This window comes from Streptomyces sp. NPDC050549 (genome assembly GCF_040655035.1).
In the GTDB taxonomy this organism is placed as follows: domain Bacteria; phylum Actinomycetota; class Actinomycetes; order Streptomycetales; family Streptomycetaceae; genus Streptomyces.
The window spans coordinates 139,898-163,494 of record NZ_JBFAJD010000014.1; the positions used below are offsets into that span (position 1 = coordinate 139,898).

23 protein-coding genes are annotated in these 23,597 nt (G+C 71.6%); 14 read left to right on the forward strand and 9 right to left on the reverse strand.

The features are described 5' to 3' along the window. Window positions 1-56 precede the first annotated feature (56 nt). The 5 genes from AB0I51_RS22010 to AB0I51_RS22030 are packed head-to-tail and all read left to right on the forward strand — an operon-like array spanning window position 57 to window position 4,291. Window positions 57-1,406: an L-fuconate dehydratase gene (locus AB0I51_RS22010; protein ID WP_362977564.1), complete on the forward strand. Its 1,350-nt coding sequence runs from the start codon at window positions 57-59 to the stop codon at window positions 1,404-1,406. Continuing rightward, the gene (locus AB0I51_RS22015) at window positions 1,403-2,158 is read left to right on the forward strand and encodes an SDR family oxidoreductase (RefSeq protein WP_362977566.1); all 756 of its coding nucleotides are present in this window, start codon (window positions 1,403-1,405) and stop codon (window positions 2,156-2,158) included. The genes AB0I51_RS22010 and AB0I51_RS22015 overlap by 4 nt, the downstream gene beginning before the upstream one ends. Further along, window positions 2,155-3,144 carry an aldo/keto reductase gene (locus AB0I51_RS22020; RefSeq protein ID WP_362977568.1) on the forward strand — a complete coding sequence of 330 codons (990 nt, stop codon included), beginning with the start codon at window positions 2,155-2,157 and terminating at the stop codon, window positions 3,142-3,144. Before AB0I51_RS22015 ends, AB0I51_RS22020 begins: the two co-directional genes overlap by 4 nt. Continuing rightward, a complete protein-coding gene (locus tag AB0I51_RS22025) occupies window positions 3,141-3,455 on the forward strand; it encodes an L-rhamnose mutarotase (RefSeq protein WP_362977570.1) in 315 nt (104 codons plus the stop codon). Before AB0I51_RS22020 ends, AB0I51_RS22025 begins: the two co-directional genes overlap by 4 nt. Then, on the forward strand, window positions 3,452-4,291 hold the full coding sequence (locus AB0I51_RS22030) for an amidohydrolase family protein (protein WP_362977572.1): 840 nt from the start codon (window positions 3,452-3,454) through the stop codon (window positions 4,289-4,291). Before AB0I51_RS22025 ends, AB0I51_RS22030 begins: the two co-directional genes overlap by 4 nt. On the opposite strand, the gene AB0I51_RS22035 is transcribed toward AB0I51_RS22030, so the two are convergent. Then, complete coding sequence (locus tag AB0I51_RS22035; RefSeq protein WP_362977574.1) at window positions 4,279-5,706, reverse strand: lipase maturation factor family protein; 1,428 nt, start codon at window positions 5,704-5,706, stop codon at window positions 4,279-4,281. The two genes, AB0I51_RS22030 and AB0I51_RS22035, sit on opposite strands and share 13 nt — an antisense overlap. A gap of 135 nt (window positions 5,707-5,841) precedes the next feature. Here AB0I51_RS22035 and AB0I51_RS22040 point away from each other — a divergent pair, with 135 nt between their 5' ends. From AB0I51_RS22040 to AB0I51_RS22050, 3 genes are all read left to right on the forward strand, one after another. Next, window positions 5,842-7,149, forward strand: a complete 1,308-nt coding sequence (locus AB0I51_RS22040; RefSeq protein ID WP_362977576.1) for a DUF6777 domain-containing protein — start codon at window positions 5,842-5,844, stop codon at window positions 7,147-7,149. An 86-nt stretch (window positions 7,150-7,235) separates the two neighbouring features. Further along, the gene (locus AB0I51_RS22045) at window positions 7,236-9,311 is read left to right on the forward strand and encodes a SpoIIE family protein phosphatase (RefSeq protein ID WP_362977578.1); all 2,076 of its coding nucleotides are present in this window, start codon (window positions 7,236-7,238) and stop codon (window positions 9,309-9,311) included. Between the two features lie 31 nt (window positions 9,312-9,342). Next, window positions 9,343-10,206 (forward strand): DNA-formamidopyrimidine glycosylase family protein, encoded by an 864-nt coding sequence (locus tag AB0I51_RS22050; protein ID WP_362977580.1) that lies wholly within the window; start codon window positions 9,343-9,345, stop codon window positions 10,204-10,206. 7 nt (window positions 10,207-10,213) lie between these two features. Here AB0I51_RS22050 and AB0I51_RS22055 read toward each other — a convergent pair whose 3' ends face one another. Together AB0I51_RS22055 and AB0I51_RS22060 are read right to left on the reverse strand one after the other, a co-directional pair. Further along, window positions 10,214-10,408, reverse strand: a complete 195-nt coding sequence (locus AB0I51_RS22055) for a hypothetical protein (protein ID WP_362977582.1) — start codon at window positions 10,406-10,408, stop codon at window positions 10,214-10,216. 26 nt (window positions 10,409-10,434) lie between these two features. Continuing rightward, window positions 10,435-11,151 carry an SDR family NAD(P)-dependent oxidoreductase gene (locus tag AB0I51_RS22060; RefSeq protein WP_362977584.1) on the reverse strand — a complete coding sequence of 239 codons (717 nt, stop codon included), beginning with the start codon at window positions 11,149-11,151 and terminating at the stop codon, window positions 10,435-10,437. Between the two features lie 72 nt (window positions 11,152-11,223). On the opposite strand from AB0I51_RS22060, the gene AB0I51_RS22065 reads away from it, so the two are divergent. Continuing rightward, complete coding sequence (locus AB0I51_RS22065; protein ID WP_362977586.1) at window positions 11,224-12,045, forward strand: helix-turn-helix transcriptional regulator; 822 nt, start codon at window positions 11,224-11,226, stop codon at window positions 12,043-12,045. Here AB0I51_RS22065 and AB0I51_RS22070 read toward each other — a convergent pair. The 3 genes from AB0I51_RS22070 to AB0I51_RS22080 all read right to left on the reverse strand — a co-directional run bounded on the left by AB0I51_RS22070 (window position 12,032) and on the right by AB0I51_RS22080 (window position 14,042). Further along, window positions 12,032-12,682, reverse strand: a complete 651-nt coding sequence (locus AB0I51_RS22070) for a zf-HC2 domain-containing protein (protein ID WP_362977588.1) — start codon at window positions 12,680-12,682, stop codon at window positions 12,032-12,034. The genes AB0I51_RS22065 and AB0I51_RS22070 overlap by 14 nt on opposite strands. A gap of 141 nt (window positions 12,683-12,823) precedes the next feature. After that, a complete protein-coding gene (locus tag AB0I51_RS22075) occupies window positions 12,824-13,339 on the reverse strand; it encodes a hypothetical protein (protein WP_362977590.1) in 516 nt (171 codons plus the stop codon). A gap of 157 nt (window positions 13,340-13,496) precedes the next feature. Continuing rightward, a complete protein-coding gene (locus tag AB0I51_RS22080) occupies window positions 13,497-14,042 on the reverse strand; it encodes a sigma-70 family RNA polymerase sigma factor (protein ID WP_043670802.1) in 546 nt (181 codons plus the stop codon). A gap of 222 nt (window positions 14,043-14,264) precedes the next feature. Here AB0I51_RS22080 and AB0I51_RS22085 point away from each other — a divergent pair, with 222 nt between their 5' ends. Further along, window positions 14,265-15,404 carry a CapA family protein gene (locus AB0I51_RS22085; RefSeq protein WP_362977592.1) on the forward strand — a complete coding sequence of 380 codons (1,140 nt, stop codon included), beginning with the start codon at window positions 14,265-14,267 and terminating at the stop codon, window positions 15,402-15,404. Between the two features lie 25 nt (window positions 15,405-15,429). Here the strand turns inward: AB0I51_RS22085 and AB0I51_RS22090 are convergent, their stop codons facing one another. After that, entirely contained in the window at window positions 15,430-15,900 is a 471-nt protein-coding gene (locus AB0I51_RS22090; RefSeq protein WP_362977594.1) for a MarR family transcriptional regulator, read from the reverse strand. Between the two features lie 58 nt (window positions 15,901-15,958). On the opposite strand from AB0I51_RS22090, the gene AB0I51_RS22095 reads away from it, so the two are divergent. Continuing rightward, window positions 15,959-16,786 (forward strand): alpha/beta hydrolase, encoded by an 828-nt coding sequence (locus AB0I51_RS22095; protein ID WP_362977596.1) that lies wholly within the window; start codon window positions 15,959-15,961, stop codon window positions 16,784-16,786. Between the two features lie 471 nt (window positions 16,787-17,257). Here the strand turns inward: AB0I51_RS22095 and AB0I51_RS22100 are convergent, their stop codons facing one another. Then, window positions 17,258-17,719, reverse strand: a complete 462-nt coding sequence (locus AB0I51_RS22100) for a universal stress protein (protein ID WP_362977598.1) — start codon at window positions 17,717-17,719, stop codon at window positions 17,258-17,260. Between the two features lie 88 nt (window positions 17,720-17,807). Here AB0I51_RS22100 and lysX point away from each other — a divergent pair, with 88 nt between their 5' ends. Continuing rightward, window positions 17,808-21,086, forward strand: coding sequence for a bifunctional lysylphosphatidylglycerol synthetase/lysine--tRNA ligase LysX (gene lysX, locus AB0I51_RS22105; RefSeq protein WP_362977600.1), 3,279 nt, complete (start codon window positions 17,808-17,810; stop codon window positions 21,084-21,086). 91 nt (window positions 21,087-21,177) lie between these two features. Further along, window positions 21,178-22,017, forward strand: coding sequence for a polysaccharide deacetylase family protein (locus AB0I51_RS22110; RefSeq protein ID WP_362977602.1), 840 nt, complete (start codon window positions 21,178-21,180; stop codon window positions 22,015-22,017). A 31-nt stretch (window positions 22,018-22,048) separates the two neighbouring features. On the opposite strand, the gene AB0I51_RS22115 is transcribed toward AB0I51_RS22110, so the two are convergent. Continuing rightward, window positions 22,049-22,720, reverse strand: coding sequence for a class F sortase (locus tag AB0I51_RS22115; RefSeq protein WP_362977604.1), 672 nt, complete (start codon window positions 22,718-22,720; stop codon window positions 22,049-22,051). Window positions 22,721-23,052: 332 nt separating this feature from the next. Here AB0I51_RS22115 and AB0I51_RS22120 point away from each other — a divergent pair, with 332 nt between their 5' ends. Next, the gene (locus tag AB0I51_RS22120) at window positions 23,053-23,556 is read left to right on the forward strand and encodes a hypothetical protein (protein ID WP_362977606.1); all 504 of its coding nucleotides are present in this window, start codon (window positions 23,053-23,055) and stop codon (window positions 23,554-23,556) included. The last annotated feature ends 41 nt before the right edge of the window (window positions 23,557-23,597 follow it).

Genomic DNA, 23,597 nt, shown 5'->3' on the forward strand with positions numbered 1-23,597 from the left:
CCGGCCTCCGGCACCCGCACGGCACCGGATCCCTGTACCCGACCGAAAGGCCTTCCGTGTCACCGATCCCCGGCCCCCCCGTTCGCGTAACCGCGGTCGACACCTACGACATCCGTTTTCCCACCTCGCGCGAACTCGACGGTTCCGACGCGATGAACCCGGACCCCGACTACTCGGCGGCCTACGTCGTCCTGCGCACCGACGCGGCCGACGGGCACGAGGGACACGGGTTCAGCTTCACCATCGGGCGGGGCAACGAAGTCCAGGTCGCCGCGATCCACGCGCTGCGGGACCATGTGATCGGCCGGTCGGTCGACGAACTGTGCGCGGACCCGGGGACGTTGAACCGCGACCTGATCGGCGACAGCCAACTCCGCTGGCTGGGGCCCGAGAAGGGCGTGATGCACATGGCGATCGGCGCCGTGATGAACGCGGCCTGGGACCTCACCGCCAAGCGCGCGGGCAAGCCCCTGTGGCAGCTTCTCGCCGACGCCGAACCCGAATGGCTCGTCAGCCAGATCGACTTCAGGTACATCACCGACGCGCTCACTCCGGACGAGGCCCTGGACATCCTGCGGCGCGGCAGGGCGGGCGCCGAGGACCGCCGAACCCGCCTTCTGGAGCGGGGCTTTCCCGCCTACACCACCTCCGCCGGCTGGCTCGGCTACGACGACGAGAAGCTCACCCGGCTCGCCGTGCAGGCCGTCCGGGACGGCTTCCGGCAGATCAAGCTGAAGGTCGGCGCCGACCTCGACGACGACATCCGGCGCTGCCGCGTGGCCCGTTCGGCCGTCGGCCCCGACATCCGGATGGCGATCGACGCCAACCAGCGCTGGAACGTGGACGAGGCGATCCGCTGGACCAAGGCACTCGCCGAGTTCGACCCGTACTGGATCGAGGAACCCACCAGCCCCGACGACGTACTCGGCCACGCCGCCATCCGCGCCGCCGTGGCCCCGGTGAAGGTCGCGACCGGCGAACACGTCCAGAACCGCGTCGTGTTCAAGCAGCTGCTCCAGGCCGGCGCCCTCGACATCCTCCAGATAGACGCGGCCCGCGTCGGCGGAGTCAACGAGAACCTCGCGATCCTGCTGCTCGCCGCCAAGTTCGGTATCCCCGTCTGCCCGCACGCGGGCGGCGTCGGACTGTGCGAACTCGTCCAGCACCTCTCGATGTTCGACTACCTGGCCGTCTCCGGCACGACGGACGACCGCGTCATCGAGTACGTCGATCATCTGCACGACCACTTCCTCGATCCGGTGGTGATCCGCGAAGGTCACTACATGGCACCCACCACACCGGGCTTCTCGGCCACCATGCGGCCCGAGTCCATCGCGCGCTACACGTTCCCCGGCGGCACCTTCTGGGCCGCCGACCTCGACAGCCAGAAGGGACACGCGGCATGACCGACTTCGAGGGCCTCAAGGCCCTGGTCACCGGCGGCGCCTCCGGCATCGGCCGGGCCACCGCCGAACTCCTCGCCGAGCGGGGCGCGTCGGTCGCCGTCCTCGACCTGGACCCCAGCAGCGTCGAGAAGCCGCTGCTCGGCTACCGCGCCGACGTCACCGACGACGCCTCCGTACGACAGGCCGTGGCCTCCGCGGTCGCCGACCTCGGCGGACTCGACATCGTCGTGAACAACGCGGGCATCGGCGCCCAGGGCACCGTCGAGGACAACGACGACGACGAGTGGCACCGCGTCCTGGACGTCAACGTCATCGGCATGGTCCGCGTCACCCGCGCCGCGCTCCCGCATCTGCGCGAGTCCTCCCACGCGGCGATCGTCAACACCTGCTCCATCGCCGCCACCGCCGGACTGCCCCAACGCGCCCTCTACAGCGCCACCAAGGGCGCCGTGCAGTCTCTCACCCTCGCCATGGCCGCCGACCACCTCCGCGAGGGCGTCCGCGTCAACTGCGTCAACCCCGGTACGGCGGACACCCCTTGGGTCGGCCGCCTCCTTGACTCGGCCCCCGACCCGGCCGCCGAGCGCGCCGCACTGGCCGCCCGCCAGCCCTCCGGCAGGCTCGTCTCGGCAGCCGAGGTGGCGGGCGCCATCGCCTACTTGGCGAGCCCGCTGTCCGGCGCCACCACCGGCACCGCACTCGCCGTGGACGGCGGCATGCAGGGCCTGCGGCTGAGGCCGGTGGGCCAGTGAGCACGCTCGGCAGCAGCGGGGTCGAGGTGGGCGGGCTCGGTCTCGGCGCCGCCCCGCTGGGCAATCTGTTCACCGAAGTCGACGACGAGCAGGCGTACCGGGCCGTCGACGTCGCCTGGCAGCAGGGCATCCGCTACTTCGACACCGCACCCCACTACGGAATCGGTCTGTCCGAGCGACGCCTCGGCGCCGCGCTGCGCGACCGTCCGCGCGCGGAGTACACGATCTCCACCAAGGTCGGCCGCCGCCTCGAACGCGTGGAGACGGTGACCGGCGACGACCTCGCCGACGGCTTCGCCGTGCCCGCCACCAGCCGCCGCGTCTGGGACTTCACCGCCGACGGGATCCGGCGCACCCTGGACGCCAGCCTGGAACGGCTCGGCCTCGACCGCGTCGACATCGTCTACCTCCACGACCCGGACGACCACGCCGAACAGGCCTTCCACGAGGGCTATCCCGCCCTGGAGAAGCTCCGCGCCGAAGGCGTCGTCGGCGCCATCGGCGCGGGCATGAACCAGGCCGGGATGCTCACCTGCTTCATCCGGGACACGGACGTGGACGTGGTGCTGTGCGCGGGCCGCTACACGCTGCTCGACCAGAGCGCCCTCACCGAACTGCTCCCGTCCGCCGTCGCCCGCGGCAAATCGGTGGTCATCGGCGGCGCCTTCAACTCCGGTCTGCTGGCGGACCCGAAGCCCGACGCGACCTACAACTACGCCCAGGCACCCGCCGAGTTGCTCGACCGGGCGCTCCGTATGAAGGAAGCGGCCGAGCGGCACGGCACGACCCTGCGCGCCGCCGCCCTGGCGTTCTGCGCCGCGCACCCGGCCGTGGCGAGCGTCCTGGTCGGCGCCCGCTCGGAGGCCGAAGTCCGGGACTGCGCCGAGCAGTTCGCGGCCAAGGTGCCGGGGGCGTTCTGGCAGGAGCTGCGGGACACGGGGCTGCTGTCCGCCGAGGCCCCGGTCCCGACCGAGGAGCGGTCATGAGAGTGGCCCTGCACACCAAGGTGCGCGCCGACCGCGTCGACGCGTACGAGAGCGCCCACCGCGAGGTCCCCAAGGAGCTCACCGCCGCGATCCGCGCCGCCGGCGCCACCTCCTGGACCATCTGGCGCAGCGGCACCGACCTCTTCCACGTCCTGGAGTGCGACGACTACGCCCGCCTGCTGGCCGAGCTGGACCAGCTCCCCGTGAACGTCGCCTGGCAGGCCCGCATGGCCCAACTCCTGGACGTGGTGCACGACTACACGAGCGAGGGTGCCGACGCCGGCCTGCCCGTCGTATGGGAGCTGCCATGACCGTCGACGCCCACCACCACGTCTGGGACCTCTCCGTCCGCGACCAGGACTGGATCACCGGCCCCGAACTCCAGCAGATCCGGCGCGACTTCACCGTCGCCGACCTCGAACCCGAGGCGCGCGCGGCCGGCGTCGACCGGACTGTCCTCGTCCAGACGGTCACCGTCGCCGAGGAGACCCCCGAGTTCCTCGCCCTCGCCGACACACACGACCTCGTCGCCGGGGTCGTCGGCTGGACCGACCTCACCCGTCCCGACATCGCCGACGAACTGGCCCGTCTGCGCGAACTCCCCGGCGGCCAGTACCTGAAGGGCATCCGCCACCAGGTACAGGGCGAACCCGACCCGAACTGGCTGCTGCGCCCCGATGTACGCCGTGGCCTCGCCGCCGTGGCGGACGCGGGGCTCGTCTACGACCTGCTCGTGCTGCCCCACCAGTTCCCGGCCAGTGTCCAGGCAGCCGCATCTCTGCCCCAACTCATCTTCGTCCTCGACCATTTGGGCAAACCGCCCGTCGCCTCGGGCCGGCTGGAGCCGTGGGAGTCGGCCCTCCGCTCCCTCGCCGCACTCCCCAACACCCACTGCAAACTGTCCGGCCTGGTCACGGAGGCAGACTGGAAGACCTGGAGCACACCGGACCTGCGCCCCTACACGGACGCTGCGCTCGACGCCTTCGGGCCGGGCCGGCTGATGTTCGGCTCCGACTGGCCGGTGTGCACCCTGGCGGCGAGCTACGGCGAAGTCGCCGCCGCCACAGGTGAGTTGACCGACGGTCTCGGTGCGGCGGAACGCGCCGAGGTCTTCGAGGGCACGGCAACCCGCGTCTACGGTCTCTGAACCGCCTTCGCCAGCCCGGTCGGCGGGAAGTACTCCCGCACGAACGTCCGCTCCCAGCAGGCGCCCGTCTCCCTCAGCTCCCGCCAGGTCGTATAGCGGTAGCGGAAGAGACGGGCCCGGACGTAACGCGGGGGCGCCCCCGGCGGGAACGGCGAGCGGCGCAGCAGCCGTAGCGTGTCCCGGTCGTTCTCCAGCAGGCGTTCCGCCAGGGCGCCGAACCACGGCTCGGCGTAGCCGGGGGAGAGCGCCGCGAACCACATCATCCAGTCCAGCCGCAGGTGGTACGGCGCGAACTGGCGCGGCCAGTGGTGCGGTTGGCCCGGCTTGCCCCTGAACTCGTACTCCCGCCAGCCGGAGTCCTCGCGCGGCACGGCGTCCGACGTACCCTCCACCACCACCTCGTAGCGGATGCGGCTGACGTTGCCGAACGCGCCGTAGGTGTTGACCAGATGGAGCGGGTCGAAGGAACGGTTCATGATCTGGCGGCGGGAGACCATGTTGCGGACCGGGCGGTGGCTGAGCCAGAGCAGCAGGGCGGCGACGGCCAGGACCGCGGCCTCGTACCAGACGGGTGGTGGGCCCGGGACGGGCGACGGTGCTGAGTGGGGGAGTCGGACCGCCGAGAGGGCCAGCGCGATGGTGATCCAGTTCAGCCAGGCGAAGTTGCCGGACAGGACCAGCCACAGCTGAGTGGCGATCATCAGGGACGCGGCGGCCGTCGCGACCGGCTGGGGGGTGAACAGCAGGACGGGCACGACGAGTTGGGTGAGGTGGTTGGCGGCGACCTCGATCCGGTGCAGGGGGCGGGGGAGGTGGTGGAAGAGCCAGCTCAGCGGGCCCGGCATCGGCTGTGTCTCGTGGTGGAAGTCCAGGCAGGTCAGCTTCCGCCAGCACGCGTCGCCGCGCAGCTTGATCAGACCCGCGCCGAACTCGACCCGGAACAGGATCCAGCGCAGCAGGAACAGCACCACGACCGGCGGCGCCACCTCGTCGTTGCCGAGAAGGACGGCCAGGAAGCCGACTTCCAGCAGCAGCGACTCCCAGCCGAACGCATACCAGGTCTGGCCGACGTTGACGATCGACAGATACAGCGCCCACGGCACCAGCCACAGCAACATCCCGCCCCAGAGCGGGAGTCGGGAGTCGAGCCCGGCGGCCAGTGCCACCGACACCGCGCAGCCCGTCCACGCGCAGCCCGCGAAGAAGCGGTCCGAGTAGTGGAGTTGGAAGATGCTCGGGGCCCGCCCGAACGGCATCCGACGGACGAACCGGGGGACCGGCAGCATGCCCCGCTCGCCGATCAGCGCACGGAACTGCAGGGCCGCCGTGAGGAACGCGACCAGATAGACACCGGCCAGGGCCCGCTGGAAGACCAGCCGGCTCAGCCAGTAGTCGGGTGCGGTGAACCATCCCACGACCGTGTGCTCCTCTCTCCATCGTCACACCTCGGCCGACCGTCACTGTGTGTCTTCCATGCCTCCGGTTGCGTAACCCAAGCGGGTGAAGCAGACAATAGTGGCGAATCACCCGGCTTGAGGCGGGAGAACACGGTGCGCACATCGACCGGAACCATCGCCACGGCCTGCGCGCTCTCGGCGGCGCTCCTCGTCGCCGGCTGCGGCGGCGACGGCGCCCAAGGCATGAAGTCGAGCGGCAGGGCCGCGAAGTCCAGCGGCGAGGTCTTCCTGCAGCCCGTCGCGGCACGGGGCCCCGACCCCTTCACGGACTCCACGGCCATCATGCCGAGCGTCCCGCCGCGGGTCACCCGAACGCCGCAGTCGACGCCCACGGTCTCGACGCCCACGCGGACCGCGTCCCCCGTGCACACGCTCGCCGTCTCCGGCGCCACACCGGGCCTGTACGGCGGCACCGCGCGGACCGGCAGCTGCGACGTCGAGCGGCAGATCGCGTACCTCACCCGCGACCAGGCCAAGGCCGGCGCCTTCGCGCAGGCCGAGGGGATCTCCCGGAGCGCGATTCCCGGGTATCTGCGCGGGCTGGCCTCGGTCGTGCTGCGCGCCGACACCCAGGTCACCAACCACGGGTTCCGGGACGCGCGGGTGACCGGTTTCCAGTCGGTCCTCCAGGCCGGTACCGCCGTCCTCGTCGACAACCGGGGCGTGCCCCGCGTGCGCTGCGCCTGCGGCAACCCGCTCAAGGCGGGCGTGGCGGGCGGGAACTCTACCCGCGGCGGACGGGGCTGGTCCGGGTACCGGCCCGCCGAGGTGGTCGTGGTGACACCGGCACCGCAGGTGATCACCGACATCACGATCATCAACGTCGTCGACAACACCTGGATCGAACGGCCTCTCGGCCATCGCGGGCCGCACCACGACCACGTCGTACCGCCGCCGGCCCATGTGCCGCCCACGTGGCCCGGCGCCACGCCGCCGGCCCCGCACGGAAGCACCTCTCCTCGCCCGCACGACAGCGGGTCCAGCACCCCGTCCAGCGGGACGAGCACCGCGCCGAGCCCTTCGTCGAGTGCCTCCCCGAGCGTCTCTCCCAGTGCTTCCCCGAGTGACGGGAGCGCGTCCCCCGGCGACGGCCGAAGCACCGCCCCGGACAAGCCCACCACCGGCTGCGCGACCCCGACCGTCACGGTCACCCCGGGCGCGACCGGCGGCCCGGCGGCCCGGTTGCCGTCGCCCGGTGCCACGGGCTGCCCCACCGCGACCGTCACGGCCACTCCGAGGACGGTCGCGCCCCAGCCCTCCCAGGACCCCGGTTCCCCGGACGAGATCGGCCCGCCGACCGTGCCGGAAAGCCCCGACCTGCCCGACGGTGGCGGACTGATCCCCGACGACACCACCGCCGGCAGCATCCTCGACAGCCCCACGGACGTCGTCGCCGGCTGACGGTGCCCGCGGTGGTCGTGGCGGAGATGGCGCCGTAACGCTCGGACAAGTCGAATAATCGGGCAAATCCTGGCAAGGTGGGCCGCATGGTTGATCGGGGAGCGAGCGCCCTGTCACTCCCGGACGACTGGCCCGCCCACCCGGACCCGATCCTGGCGCTCAACCGCATGGGCAGCTTCGACTGGGACCTGGACAACGGCCTGTTCCACATGGACGCCCAGGCCCACGAGGTCTTCGACCTGCGCCCCGACGAATACGACGGACGCCCCGAGAGCCTGGCGATCCGGGTACCGCCGCCGGAGGGGTACCGGCTCGACGGTCTCGTCTCCCAGGCGATGAAGGACGGCAGCGAGAACTACGGCGCCTACTTCCGTATGCGGCTGCGCGACGGCACCCTGCGCTGGACCCACACCCAGGGCTACATCCGGCGCGACGAGACGGGCCGTCCGCGCCGGATCATCGGCATCGTGCGGGACGCCACCCAGGAGCTCGCCGAGAACGCGGCCCGCCGTGAGCAGGCGGCCCTCGACGCGGCCCGGCGCGACCAGACCAACGTCGTCCAGCTCACCACCGCCGCCCTCGCGCACGCCCGTACCGTCCAGGACGTCATCGACGTCCTCAAGGACACCCACGGACTCGTCCACCTCGGTGCCACCAGCCTGGTCATGGGCCTGGTCGAGGCCGGCCGTATCCGGCTGGTCGCCGAAGGTCCCGAGGGCAGCTTCGTGCCCGGCACGGAGGTCACCCGGATCGACGAGCCGTACCCGATGGGGGAGGTCGTACGGACCCTCGCCCCGGCCTTCATCGAGTCGCCCGAGGAGTTCGCCGAGCGCTTCCCGCTGCTGTGGTCGGAGATCACCGACCTGAACATCACCGCCGCGGCCTATCTCCCGCTGATCGCCCAGGCGAGGCCGATCGGCGCGATGGGGCTGCTCTACAGCGACCGGCGCGGATTCTCGACGGAGGAGCGCAATGTGCTGGTCGCGCTGGGCAGCAGCATCGCGCAGAGTCTGCAGCGCGCCATGTTCTACGAGCAGGAGAAGGACCTCGCCCAGGGCCTCCAGCAGGCGATGCTGCCGCGCGCCATCCCCAGCGTGCCGGGCGCCGATGTCGCGGTCCGCTACCGGTCCGCGAAGCTCGGGCGGGACATCGGCGGTGACTGGTACGACCTGATCCCGCTGCCCGGCGGGCGGGTCGGTGCGGTCATCGGCGACGTCCAGGGCCACGACACGCACGCCGCTGCCGTCATGGGGCAGCTGCGGATCGTTCTCAAGGCGTACGCGGCAGAGGGGCACACCCCGGCCACCGTGATGGCCCGTGCCTCCGTCTTCCTGCACGAACTCGACACCGACCGCTTCGCCACCTGCCTCTACGCCGAGGCCGACCTGTCCACCGGAGTCGTCCAGGTGGTCCGGGCCGGTCATATCGACCCGCTGGTGCGGCAGTTGGACGGGACCTGCCGTCGGATGCCCGTCGTGGGCGGGCTGCCGCTCGGTCTCTCCGCGGAGTTCGGGCGGCTCGAATACCCCGTCTCCACCCTCGAACTCGACCCCGGCCAGACCCTGGTGCTGTGCACCGACGGCCTCGTCGAACAGCCCGGCGCGGATCTAGACGACGGACTGCAGACCCTCACCGCCCTCATCGCCTCCGGCCCCGACGACGTACGCGACCTCGCCGACCTGCTCATCGACGTGGCCGAGGAGCGCGGCGGCGAGGACGACGTCGCGCTGCTCCTGCTGCGCCGCCGCGGCCTCGACGCACCGCGCTCCGGCGGCCGGCTCCAGCAGCACGTGGCACCGGGCGACTCCGAGGCACTGGCCGAGGCCCGGCACATGATCCGGGCCGCCGTCCGGGCCTGGGGCGGGCGGGAGCGCGCCGACGAGGTCGAACTCGTCGCCGACGAACTGATCACCAACGCCCTGATGCACACCGAGGGCGCCGCGATCGTCACCCTCAGGGTCCTCACCGGCCCCGACCGCAGGCTGCGCGTCGAGGTCGAGGACTCCTCCAGCGCCCTCCCGCGCCGCCGCGAGGCCGGCGAGGACGGGGTCTCCGGGCGCGGGCTGCTTCTGGTCGACCTGCTCACGGACGTGTGGGGAGTGGAGGCGCGCGGCAGCGGCAAGTGCGTGTGGTGCGAGTTCGTGGTCCAGGACCGGAGCTGACCCCACGCGCCGCTGATGGCACCCTGGACGTATGCCGGAACTTCCCGAGGTCGAAGCGCTGAAGGACTTCCTGACCGAACACCTCGTCGGCCACGAGATCGTACGGGTGCTGCCCGTCGCCATCAGCGTCCTGAAGACGTACGACCCTCCGCCCACCGCGCTGGAGGGACACGAGGTGGTGGCCGTGCACCGGTACGGCAAGTTCCTGGACGTCGAGACGGACGGCGGCCCCCACTTCGTGACCCACCTCGCCCGGGCGGGCTGGCTGCACTGGAAGGACCGCCTCCCGGACGGCCCGCCCCGCCCCGGCAAGGGCCCGCTCGCGCTCCGGGTGGCCCTGGAGACAGGTGAGGGCTTCGACCTCACGGAGGCGGGCACGCAGAAGCGTCTGGCGGTGTACGTCGTGACCGACCCGCAGTCCGTCCCGGGTGTCGCCCGCCTCGGCCCCGACCCCCTGGCCGACGACTTCGACGAGCCGCGCTTCGCCGGACTCCTCAAGGACGAACGCCGACAGCTCAAGGGCGCCCTGCGCGACCAGACCCTGATCGCCGGGGTGGGCAACGCGTACAGCGACGAGATCCTGCACGCGGCGAAGATGAGCCCCTTCAAACTGGCCGCGTCGCTGACCCCGGCCGAGACCCACACGCTCTACACGGCCCTGCGCACGACACTCATGGACGCCATCGAGCGCTCCCGAGGCGTCGCTGCCGGCCGCCTCAAGGCGGAGAAGAAGAGCGGCCTGCGCGTCCACGGCCGCACCGGCCGGCCCTGTCCGGTCTGCGGCGACACCATCCGCGAGGTCTCCTTCAGCGACTCCTCCCTCCAGTACTGCCCGACCTGCCAGACGGGCGGCAAGCCGCTCGCGGACCGGCGGCTGTCGCGACTGCTCAAGTAGCGGGGCCCTACTGCCAGAGGCCGGCTCCGTCACGTCCGCCGGGGTCCGACGTCAACAGGTCCTCGTGCAGCCCCGGGAGTGCCTGCCCGGTCTGTGAACCGTCCGCGTGCGTCTCCGTCACCACCCAGCCGTCGATCGCGTCCCGCCACAGGCCGCGCAGTAGTACGGACCGGGGGTTCTGCGCATGCTGTGCGCCGTCCACCGCCACAGGATGCCCTGCCGATCGGCTCACCAAGGCACCCCCGTCCCGTCCCAGGACAGGAACCGCCCGGTGGGCCCGTCGTCCGGCAGCAGCGCCAGCTCGACGGCGCCACGTGCCGCCTCCGCCGGGTCCCCGTCGCTCGCCGCGGCCCGTTCGTTGAGGTCCGTCGCTCGCAGCCCGGGCGCCAGGGCGTTCACCTTGAAGCCCTCGGCGGCGAGGGTCTGCGCGTAGAAGAGGGTCAGCGCGTTGAGGGCGGTCTTCGAGGAGCGGTAGGCGGCGCCCGCCCCGGCGTGCAGGGCGAACTCCCGGTCCGGGTCCGCGCTCCAGGTCAGGGAGCCGGTGCCGCTGGAGATGTTCACGATGCGGGGGCGGAAGGAGCGGCGGAGCGCCGGGAGGAACGCGTTGGTGACCGCGAGGACTCCGAAGACGTTCGTCTCGTAGGTGCGGCGGACGTCGTCGAGGTCGGCCTCGGGTGCCGGGCCCGCGCCTGCCATGATGCCCGCGTTGTTGACCAGGACGTCCAGGGCGGCGACCTCCCGCGCCGCCGCCGCGATGCTGCCGGCGTCCGTGACGTCCAGGACCAACAGCCGTGCGCCGCCGCCCAGTTCGTCGACCGCCCGCTGTCCCCGGCCCGCCTCGCGAGAGCCGACGTACACCGTGAAACCCTCGGCGACGAGCAGGCGGGCGATCTCCTTGCCGATGCCCTTGTTGGCGCCGGTGACCAATGCTGTGGAATCGTTCATGGGGACGACGATTCCGCGGCCGGCGCCGTCGAACCAGGGACTACCGGTCCCTGGCAGCCGGAGGGAGGCACAGTGACCGACAGACAGGAACTGGCCCGATTTCTGCGCGGGCGGCGGGAGAAGCTGGTCCCGGCCGATGTGGGGCTGCCGGGGGAGCCGTCCCGGCGGACCTCCGGGCTGCGCCGCGAAGAGGTTGCGGAGTTGGCCCACATGTCCGTCGACTACTACGCCCGCCTCGAACAGGCCCGCGGCCCCCGCCCGTCGCCCCGCGTCCTGGACGCCCTCACCGGAGTGTTCCGGCTCACCCCGGCCGAGCGAAGTCATCTGTTCCGGCTGGCCGGGACGCAGCTGACACCCCTCGCCGCCCCGGTGCGCATCGTCCGCCCGCATGTGGCGGCCCTGCTGGAACGCATCCCGGACACGGCGGCCATCGTCACCGACGCCACCTACGACGTCATCGCCTGGAACCCGCTCGCGGCTGCCGTACTCGGCGGGGATCTCGGCACGCGGCCGAACCTGGCGCGCCGCCGCTTCCTGGGCCGGCCCCTGGAGAGTTCGAGCGCCGAGGAGTTCGCCCACATCGTGGTCTCCCGGCTGCGTCGCGCCGCCGACCGCTATCCGTACGACCCGGGCCTCGCCCGCCTGCTGGCCGAACTGCGGGCCGGCAGTGAGGAGTTCACACAGATCTGGGACATCGGCCCGGTGCACGCCCCCGGCCACCGCACCAAGACGCTGACCCACCCGGAATCGGGAGCGCTGCGGGTGAACTGCGATGTGCTCACCGTCCCGCACGACGACCAGCAGGTCGTCTTCATCACCGCGGACCCGGGGACCCCGTCCGCGCGCGCCCTGCGGCAACTGGCCGCCGCAGGGCGGGACGTCAGTGCGAGGTGAGCCGCACCAGCTGCCGGCCGTCGGCCGTCCGGACGTCGTAGTGGTCGATCTCGTCGGGGTGCATCGCCGAGCCACCCTGCATCGTGATCACCGTCGCGTCGTGCGCGGGCACGTTCCAACTGGTCACGACCTGTTCGGAACCGTCCCGGCCGACGACCACGAGACGACAGGAGCGGGGGCCCGCGCCGTCCTTGATCTTGAGGGACACGTCACTGCCGTAGTTCTCGTTCGCGGCCGTGACCTGTGCCCACACGCCCGACTTGGCGTCGGTCGCGGTGAGTTGCACCGCCCCGTCGCCGCCCCCGGCGAGCGTCGCCACCGCGGGGCCGCCCACGGCCAGTACCACCGAGGCGGCCACGGCGTACAGAAAGCGCCGCCGTCCGGCCCGGTGGCGGGCGGCCACTTCGCCGAGCAACCGGTCGAGCAGCCGGGGCCCGGGTTGCGCCATGGGGTGCACGTAGCGCGGCGTCGCCCGCCGGTACAGCATCAACTGCCGTGAGGCGGGACCGAATTCGGTCACATGCGCCGCGCAGCTAGTGCACTCCATGAGGTGATCCTCGAAGCGGAAGGCCTCCGCCTCGTCCAGCACGCCGAGCGCGTACGCGCCGACGTCGCGATGCCTTTCCAGGGACCTCATGACGAATCCTCGTGCCGTTGGGTGCGGGTGGGGTTACTCCTTGCTCCCATCGGTACGCACCAGCCCGCCGAATCACTCAAGGCACACACAGAATGGCCATCACGAATTCGTAGCGGTCGGGCCCATGGATTGGTCCTCGTTTCAAAAAAGATGGATGGCGAGGTGACCGAGCGGCAGACCCAGCTGCCAGGCGGGTGTCCAGACCTTCGGCCCGTCGTCCTCACCGGTCACCGGACCGCCTCCCGGCACCGCGTCCAGATCCGGCGCGAGCAGCTCGGTCTCCTCCAGCCAGCGCCAGGCGTTCTCCGCCAGCGCGAGGTCCGGTGCGTCGACGCCGGCCTCGACCGCCTCCGCCGTCAACCTGGACATACGTTCCTGGACCCAGTCCTGCCACGGCTGGTCGTACGCCGTGAGCGAAAGCCAGGTCTCAAGTTGGGTGACCACTCTGATACCGGACAGTTCGCCATCCGTGTCGGAGAGGAAGATGGTCAGCGCCAGCGCGTCCCGTCCCGCGCGGAACTCGAAGGACGTCGGCGGCATCAGGTCGCCGGTCCGCAGCAGTTCGTCGGCGATGTACTCGGCGTACAACCACGCCATGGGGACGGTGAGTTCACCGCCACCGGTGCCGTCCGTGCTCTCTTGACCTCTGTGCAGCATCCCTTCCTGCCTTCCTCCGGTGCGTGCGCGTCGCCCGGCCCGGGGCTCCGTCAGGAACCCCCGAGCCCCCCAGTCCGGAACACGGATGAGGACAGCCGATTACTCAACCAGGGTCCTGAGCAAGGCGCTTTACGGAGGTTTGACTAAGGAGTTGGTTTCACCGCAGGTCGGCCGCATAACCCGGAAGCACCCGGCGCAGGGCGCGCAGCGCGTAGTACGCGCGGGACTTCACCGTACCGGGCGGAATTCCCAGTGCCGCCGCGGCCTCCGCCACACTCGCCCCCTGGAAGTACACGAGCACCAGGACTTCACGGTGCTCCGGAGTGAGTGTCTTCACAGCCTCCCGCACATCGAGCGTCGCCGCCGACCGTTCCGCGTGATCGGCGCAGACCCGCGCGTTCTCCAGCACCGCGTCCCCGACCTCGGGCGGTCGCGCCTGCCGGGCCCGCCGCGCGTCGATGGCGAGCCGCCGGCCCACCGTCAGCAGCCAGGGCCGTACGGACTCGAAGTCGTCGGCGCGCAGGGCCTCGGGGTGCTGCCAGGCCCGTACCAGGGTCTCCTGGACCAGGTCCTCGGCGCGCTGGCGGTCGCCGTCGCAGAGCCGGAGCAGCAGCGCGAAGAGCGGCCTGCCGTGCTCGCGCTGCAGTGCGGCGAGCTCGTGCTCGGCGGTCGTTCCGTTGGTGAGCGTGGGTCCGGCCGTCATGGCCGTATGGCATCGCAGGGGGCCGTCCGGGGACAGGGGGCGCACGAGGGGCTTGCGGCGGACGGTCGATCGCGTCGGCGAACGGTGCGACGAACGGTCCGCGCCCCCGGGGATCCCCCACACGCGCACACCGGACGGGTCATCGGGGGCCGGAAGCCGTTTGCGGGGGCGCTGAGGTTCATACCTATCGGTGGGTAAATATGACCACAGTGGGGTGAATTGATGATCGCACGCAGACAACAGGTGGCCGTTGCCCTGGCGGGCATTCTCACCGCGGCCGCCGCCTGCCAGGCCCAGCACCACGACCCGAAGGCCGCCGGCCGCCCGGCTCCCCCCGCCGCCCGCGGCTTCACCCTCGTCGCCACCGGCGGCATCCTCCCGCACAGCGCCGTCCTCGACCGGGCCCGCTTCGACGCGGGCGGTAACGGCTACGACTTCCGGCCCATGCTCTCCGGCGTCCAACCCCTCGTCTCCCGGGCCGACCTGGCGCTGTGTCACATCGAGACGGCCTACGGCGACCGCACCGGCTCCCCGTTCTTCGACTCCCCGCCCGAGGAGGCCCGGGCCCTCGCCGCGACCGGCTACGACAGCTGCTCCACCGCCTCCGACCACAGTCTGGACGACGGCCCGTTCGGTATCCGACGCACCCTGGACACCCTCGACAGCGCGGGCGTGCGGCACGTGGGAACGGCGCGCGGCGACGCCGAGGCGCGCTCGGTCACGCTGCTGCGCGCCGGTCCGGCGAAGGTCGCCCACCTCGCCTACACCGCCGACACGAACGGCGTCCCGCTCCCGGCCGGCGAGCCCTGGTCCGTCAACCTCCTCGACCCGGCCCGCATCCTCGCCGACGCCCGCGATGCCCGGCGCGCGGGCGCCGACGTGGTCGTCGTCTCGCTGCGCTGGGGCACACCGGGCCAGGACGCGCCCGACCCGCAACAGGTGGCGCTGGCCGGGCAACTGACCGCCGCCCGCACCGCCGGCCGGCCCGACATCGACCTGATCCTCGGCACCCACGCCCACACCCCGCAGGCGTACGAGAAGGTCAACGGCACCTGGGTGGTCTACGGGCTCGGCGACCAGGTCACGGGAGAGGCGTACGACAACGCGGGCACCCAGGACCCCGGCGGCAACACGAGCACCCTCGCCCGCTTCACCTTCGTACCGCCCGTCCGGCCCGGCGCGCGGTGGGAGGTGGCCAGGGCCGAGTTCGTCCCGCAGCTGTTCGACGTCGACGCGGGCCGGGTGGTCGACGTCAACCGGGCGATCACCCAGGGCGCCGAACTGACCGGCGACCGCGACCGCATCCGGGAGGTGGTGCTCGGCCGGGGCGCGGCGAAGGACGGGCTGGTGATGGGGAAGTAGCCCGTGACGGGGAAGTGGCGGACGGTCAGTCCACGTCCACGTGGTCGAAGGTCCTGAGGATCTCGGTGAGCACCCGCACGCACGCGCTGACCTCGGCGTCGGTCAGATCGCCGCCGACCTGGCGGTTCAGGGAGTGCTCGCGGCCGAGGACGGACGCGATGACGGACCGGCCCTCCTCCGTGAGCCGGATCAGGGAGGACCGCTGGTGCGCGGGGTTCGGCGTGACCTCCACCCAGCCGTGGACCGCGGCCTCGTTGACCATGCGCTGCAGGAACTGCCGGCTCAGGGCCAGGGTCCGGCCCATCTGGGGCACCGTCATCGGCCCGTGCTGTCGCAGCAGGTCCAGTACGGCGCGCACGCCGACGGAGACCCCCTCGACCGGTTCGCCCTGCTCGACCTTGCGCAGGGCGCGCCGGTAGAGCGGGCCCACCAGGTCGAACACCTCGGTGAGGCGGTGGCCGAGTTCGTCGGGGGACAGGGGAGTGGAGTCGTTCACGAGCCCATCATGACACCTGGGTTGCCAAACCTCCCCCAAAGATGACACCTTGGTTGTCATGACAGCTGCTTCGGAACTTGCTTCGGAACTGAGCTTCTTCGCATCTGCCGACGGGGACCTGGCCTACCTCGACGTGGGCACCGGCGACCCCGTGGTCCTCCTCCACTCCGGCTTCGCCGACCACCGTGTCTTCGACGACCAGATACCGGTCCTCGCCCGCGACTTCCGCGTCATCGCCCCGGACATCCGCGGCCACGGCTTCTCGGCCAACGCGAGCAGGCCGTACCGCTGGGCCGACGACCTCGCCGCACTCCTGCACCACCTCGAACTCGGTCCCGCGGTCCTGGTAGGCCTGTGCATGGGCGCGGCCGTCGCGACGGACACCGCGCTGGAACACCCCGAACTGGTCCGGGCGATCGTCGTCTCCGGCGCCGGCACCAGCGCGTTCGAGTACACCGACCCCCAGCTGCTCGAACGCCAGGCCCGCATCGGGCAGTTGCTCGACGCCGGCGACCTCGCGGGCTGGCTCGACCATTTCGCGCAAGGGGTGGCGGGCCCGCACCGCACGCCGGACCAGGTCGCCCCGTCGGTCGTCCGGCGCCTGCGCGAACTGACCACGCACACCCTCGCCAAGCACACACCCGGCGAGAAGGACTGGTACGTCCCGCTGGGCGACCCCTGGCCCCGCGTTCCGAAACTCGACGTACCGGTCCTCGCCATCCACGGCGCCGACGACTGGCCGGACAGCATCGCCATGGCGGACCGCTTCGTCCGCGCGGTCCCCAACGGCCGCGCCACGACGATCGAGGGCGCCGTCCACTACCCGAACATGGAGAAGCCCGAGGAGTTCAACGCGATCCTCGGGGAGTTCCTGCACTCCCTGTGACGAAACTCAGGTCCGCGGCCTTCAAGGAGGCCGGCTCCAACCGCAGCCACACGGTGCCGTGCCGCGCCGGATCGGCGTACGGATACCGCACGAACCGTTCGTCCCACAGGTCTTCGTCCGAGCCCACGCAGCGTACGAGTTTCCGCCGGCCGCGCTCGACGCCGAAGGGAAGAATCTCGGCCCGCCCGCCCGCGTGCGATCGCCTGCCGGACCAGCCCCACCGCCACGTCGCACTCGTCCACCACGAGAGCGACCGCGGGTCGGCCCGGACACGGTCGGGCAACCGGGCCCAAGGCCCTGTCAGAACCCAGAACGCCCCGTCCTCCCACAGGAGCCAGACGGAGCGCACGGTCGGTCCGTTCGTCGCCAGGCGCGCCGTGAGCGGCCGGCGGAGAAAAGCGTCCACGTCAAAAGGGGGAAGTTGTCACTGGGGCATCGTCCGGCACGGCAGCCCGTCCGTACACGGGGCGGCTACGGCACCACCGTCACCGGCCACCGCCCCGCCTTCACCAACCGCACCGCGACCGACCCGACGATGCGGTGGCCGGCCTGTTCGGAGGCTCCGACGATGACCGCGTCGGCCTTCAGTTCGTCGGCGGCCTTCACCAGGCCGCCGTAGGGGTCGCCACGGAACGTGTGGAACTCCCAGCGGATGTCGAATATCCCCTTCACCCGCTCGGTCTCGTGCCGGATCTGGGCGACCAGGTCCTCGGCGATCTCGTCGGTCGTCTCGGCGACCGGTGCGCCCATGGCCGCGCCCGCCGCCAGCACCGGCTGCACGTACACCATGGCCAGCAGCGCGTGCTGCCGCCGGGCCAGGCCCGCGGCATATGCCGCCGCGCGCAACGAGGACTCGGAGCCGTCCACCCCCGCCACGATGACCTTCGGCCCGTCCGTGCCCCGCTCGAACTGAGTTGAGTGCTGTTCCGTCACGGCTGTGAGGCTATCGGAACCCGCAGGTCCCGAACTTGACCGGGAGTTCGACGGGCGCGCGGCCCGCCCTGTTCCTACAGTCGGAACCATGACTGCCACCGTGGAGGGCACCAGGGCCAAGGACACCAAGGCTCCGACAAGGCCGCCCGGCAACGGCTTCCTCAGCAGGGTGCCCGAGGGCTTCGCGACCTTCTTCGGCGCGCTCGCCCTCCTCTGCGTCCTACTGGCCTTCATCGCCCCGCTGCGCCGCGTGCTGCGCCCGTTGGTCCGCTTCCTCGACCTGCTGATCATCCCCGTCAGCGCCAACCTCGCCTACGCCGTCTTCCTGTTCCTGCTGGCCGCCGCGACCGCCGCCCGCAAGAAGATCGCCTGGTGGCTGGTCGTCGTATATCTGGGCCTGCTCGTCCTGACCGACGTCCTGGGCGTGGCCCTCGGCCTCTACGCCGAGTCCCTCCCGTCCCTGATCGTCTGCGCCCTGCTGCTGGTCCTGCTGATCGTCGCCCGAAGGCAGTTCTACGCCGCCTCCCGCCGCGCGGCCGTACGACGGGCCCTCGCAGTCCTCCTCGCCGGGCTGGCCGTCGCGATCCTGGCCGGCTGGGGGCTCGTCTCCCTGTTCCCCGGCACCCTGCCCGAGAGCCAGCACCTGGGCTGGGCGGCCGACCGGGTCTGCGGCGGCCTGGTCTCCGGCCGCTCCTTCGACGGCCGTACGCCCCGAGCCGTGTCCTTCCTGCTCGGTCTGTTCGGCGCGCTCGCCCTCCTCAACGCGGCCACCGTCCTCTTCCGCTCCCAGCGCCTCGAAGCCGCCCTGCACGGCGACGAGGAGGACCGCATCCGCGCCCTCCTGAAGGCCTACGGCGGCAAGGACTCCCTCGGCTACTTCGCCACCCGGCGGGACAAGGCCGTCGTCTTCTCACCCAGCGGCAAGGCCGCCGTCACCTACCGCGTCGAGGCCGGCGTCTGTCTCGCCAGCGGCGACCCGGTCGGCGACCGCGAGGCCTGGCCGCACGCCATCGCCGCATGGCTGGACCTGGCCCGCCGTCACGCCTGGGCCCCCGCGGTGATGGGCGCCTCCGAGGACGGTGCGAAGGCCTTCGCCCGCGCCGGGCTCGGCGCCCTCCAACTCGGCGACGAGGCCATCCTGCACGTCGCCGGCTTCGACCTCGCCGGCCGCGACATGCGCGTCACCCGCCAGGCCGTGGGCCGGGTCCGCCGCACCGGCGCCGCCTGCCGCATCCGCCGCCACGCCACCCTCACCGACACGGAGATGGAGGAGATCGTCGACCGCGCCGACGCCTGGCGCGACACCGAGACGGAACGCGGCTTCTCCATGGCCCTCGACCGCCTCGGCGACCCGGCCGACGGCGACTGCCTCCTCGTGGAAGCCCTCGGCGAGGACGGCAAGTTGCTCGCCCTGCTCTCCCTCGTCCCCTGGGGCGGCGACGGCGTCTCCCTCGACCTGATGCGCCGCGACCGCACCGCCCCCAACGGCGTCATGGAGTTCATGGTCGCCGAACTCTGTGCCACCGCACCGAAGTTGGGCGTTCACCGGATCTCCCTCAACTTCGCCGTGTTCCGCTCGGCCTTCGAGGAGGGCGCCCGCATCGGCGCGGGTCCGGTGCTCCGTCTGTGGCGCCGCCTCCTGCTGTTCTTCTCCAAGTGGTGGCAACTGGAGGCCCTTTACCGCTCCAACGCCAAGTACCACCCCGAGTGGTACCCCCGCTTCATCTGCTACGGCGACACCGCCTCCCTGGCCCGGATCAGCCTCGCCTCCGGTATCGCCGAGGGCTTCGTCTCCGTACCGTCGCTGCGCCAACTCTGGGGAAAGGGGCACTCGAAGAGCGGATCGCGGCCCGCGACCACGGCGGGTCTGCCGTCCCTGTCGGCGCTCGGCCTCGACCAAGGGGACGAGGCCGGGACCGACGGCCCGGACAGCGGACTGCCCGAACAGGTCCGTGTGCGGCACCACAAGCTCGACCGGCTGCGCGCCGCGGGCACGGACCCCTATCCGGTCGGCGTCCCGCAGCGCACCCACACCCTCGCCGAGGTCCGCGCGGGGGACCAAGTCACCGTCGCCGGGCGGGTGATGAGAGTGCGCGACCTAGGCGGCGTCGTCTTCCTCACCCTGCGCGACTGGTCCGGCGACCACCAACTCGCCCTCACCCGCGCCGAGTCGGGCCCCGACCTCGACCGTTTCGTCACGGACACCGACATCGGCGACCACATCACGGCCACCGGCCTCGCGGGCACCAGCGACAAGGACGAGCCCACCGTCTTCGTCACCTCCTGGCAGCTCACCGGCAAGTGCCTGCGCCCGCTGCCCGACAAACACCGGGGCCTCACCGACCCCGAGGCCAAGGTCCGCATGCGCTACGTCGACCTGGTCGCGAGCCCCGCCGCCCGCGATGTGGTCCGCGCCCGCTCCACCGCCGTACAGGCCCTGCGCCAGGGCCTGTTGGAGCGCGGGTACCTGGAGGTCGAGACCCCGATGCTGCAACAGATCCACGGCGGCGCCAACGCGCGCCCCTTCACCACCCACATCAACGCCTACGACCTCGACCTCTATCTGCGCATCGCCCCGGAGCTGTACCTCAAGCGCCTCTGCGTCGGCGGCCTGGAGAAGGTCTTCGAGATGGGCCGCACCTTCCGCAACGAGGGCGTCTCCTACAAGCACAACCCCGAGTTCACGATGCTGGAGGCCTACCAGGCGTACGCCGACTACGACGTGATGCTCGACCTCGCCCGCGAGCTCATCCAGGGCGCCGCGACCGCCGCCTTCGGTTCGCCCGTCGCCCGCAAGGACGGCGAGGAGTACGACATCTCGGGCCGGTGGCCGGTCAAGACCGTCCACGGCGCGATCTCCGAGGCGCTCGGCGAGGAGATCGACGCCGACACCGAACTGGCCCGCCTGCATCTGCTGTGCGACCGCGCGGGCGTGCCGTACGGCGCCGACGACGGCCGCGGGGACGTCGTACTGGAGATGTACGAGCGGCTGGTGGAGGAGCCGACCCGGCTGCCCACCTTCTACAAGGACTTCCCGACCGACGTCTCCCCCCTCACCCGGCAGCACCGCACCGACCCGCGGCTCGCCGAACGCTGGGACCTGGTCGCCTTCGGCACCGAACTCGGCACCGCCTACTCCGAACTGACCGACCCCGTCGAACAGCGCCGCCGCCTCACCGCCCAGTCGCTGCTGGCCGCCGGGGGAGACCCCGAGGCGATGGAGCTCGACGAGGACTTCCTCGACGCCCTCGAATACGCGATGCCGCCCACCGGGGGTCTCGGAGTCGGCGTGGACCGACTGATCATGTTCCTCACGGGCCTGACGATCCGTGAGACGCTGCCGTTCCCGCTGGTCCGGCGCCGCTGAGCGCGCGAACGCTGGGCCGGGCGGGTGTTTTCCTGCCGCCGCTCCGGTGTTGCCGTGGGGCGGTGGTGTCCGGCCGGGCGACTGATGAGTCATGAAGAAGGATCAGTCGCTCACGCGCCGACGGGCCCTGCTCGCCGGCGCCGCTGCCGTCGGAGCGGCCGGCACCGCCGGTCTGCTGTACTCCGGACTCTCGGACGACGCCCCCGCCAAGGCCGCCGCACCCGCCGCCGGACCCCCACCGCGCCTCGCGCGCAAACCCTCCTCCTACCGACTCCGGCCCGTGGCCGGATACGGCGCACCCCACACCACCCTCGCCCACGTCCCGGTACGGCACGAACCCTTCCTGCGCATGTCCGGACGCGGCAACACCATGGTGCTCACCTTCGACGACGGACCCGACCCCCGCTACACCCCGCACATCCTCGACACCCTCGCCGAGTACGACGTCCGCGCCACGTTCTTCGTGTGCGGCGAGATGGCCGACTGGAACCGCGACATCCTGGCCCGGATGTCCGACGAGGGCCATGTCGTCGGCAACCACACCTGGTCGCACCCCCTGCTGACCAAGTTGACCCGCGGTCAGATCCGCTCCGAGATGGAACGCACCAGCGACGTCATCGAGGACGCCTACGGGGAACGCCCACAGTGGTTCCGCGCGCCCTACGGCGCCTGGAACCGGGCCGCCTTCCAGCTCGGCTCCGAACTGGGCATGGAACCCCTCGCCTGGACCGTCGACACCCTCGACTGGGACACACCCGGCACCCGCCACATCGTCGACGCGGTCGAGGACGGCGCCGCCCCCGGCGTCGTGGTGCTCTCGCACGACGCCGGGGGCGACCGTTCCCAGAGCGTGCGGGCGCTGCGCGAATATCTGCCGCACCTGCTCGACTCCGGCTACCACATGACGCTGCCGCGCCGCCGGACCACCTGACGGGCCTTCGCCCGCCCGGCCGGGGAAACGCTCAGCGCACCTCGACCAGGCGGGCGAAGACGACGACGTTCCCGTCGTAGCCGTTCTGCTTGGAGAAACCGCCCCCGCACGTGATGACGCGCAGTTCCGGAGTTCCCTTGGAGGCATAGACGCGGTCGCCGGGGAAGTTGCTCTTCTCGAAGACCTCGATGCCGTAGATCTCGAATACGGCCGTCTTTCCGTCCTTGCGCTCGACCTCGACGCGATTTCCCTTCTTGAGGGCCCCGAGTCCGTAGAACACGGCGGGGCCCATTTTGTTGTCGACATGGCCGACGACGACCGCCGTGCCCTTCTCGCCGGGCGAGACGGCGCCGGTGAACCAGCCCGCCAGGTTCGGGTCCTCCGGCGGCGGCGCGCCGACCCAGCCGTCCGCGTCCAGGCCCACCGGCATGACCGGGGCGTCGACCCGGATCGCGGGAATCCGCACCCGGTCGGCGACGGAGTACGGCAGCGGGGCCGGGGTCTTGCCGAAGGTGCCGACGCCGGTACGGCTGTCGGCTGCTGCCGCCGACGCCGGCTGCGGCGGCCCCACATCGAACTCTCCCGAACCATTCCGAATGAGCGCGAGACCGGTCAGCAGAACAAGCGCTATCACTCCCCACGGGGCGCGCTTCTTCTGCCGCTCCTCCTCTTCGGCAAGCTCGGACAGCTCGGACGCAGACATTCGCCATCCCCTCTCGACGCGGCCGTCGCCACGTCAATCGCGCATACGAGAACGCTAAGTCCCGAATGCGGAACCGGCGACGGGGCAGGCGCGAACGGGTGGCCCGGTCATCCTTATGTGCGCCATATGAGGAGAGGCCGGCAGGAATTTTCTGACGGTCCGTGACCTGCGGCAATATCCGATTGTCCGGTTCTCCCTCGGCGTGTCCTCTCACCAGGACGGACCATTCCCGAAATGCGGGCGCGTGCAAGGCATCTGAGGGTGCGTCTGGGAGGCGTTTTCTCGCCGATCGACCGGGGACGGGTCCCGGGGCGCCTTCCGCGGAGGATGACATGCGTACAACTCGTGCCCTGGCTGCCGCCGGTGCCGCGGTGGCCGTCCTGGGGCTCGCCGCCCCGGCGGCCCTCGCGGACGGCATGGGGGAGAGCCCCAGCAACATCGTCGCCCTGCCCAGCGTGATCGCCCGCGGCGGCCAGCTGACCGTGACGGTCGACGGCTGCTTCACCGGCGCCACCGCCAACTCGCCCGGCTTCGAACGCCCCGCGAATCTGTCCTCGCTCGTCGGCGGAGCCGGCCAGACCGCCAGCGGAACGGCGCGGATCAGCAGAAACGCCGGTCCCGGCCCGTACAGCATCACCGTGCGCTGCCGGAACGGTTCCGTGCTGACCCGGGACTCCGCCTACACCGTCATCGGCGGTGTCCGCGGCGGTCTCGGCGGCAGCAGCAGCGCCGGGGCGACCCCGACCGACATGGCGATCGGCGGCGGTCTGGTCGCCGCGGCCGTGGTGGGCGGCGGGGTGTTCTGGATGCGCCGCCGCAGCGAGCGCGCCATCTGACCTCCTCCCCCTTCGGAGGTCGCGGCGCACGGAACAGGCCT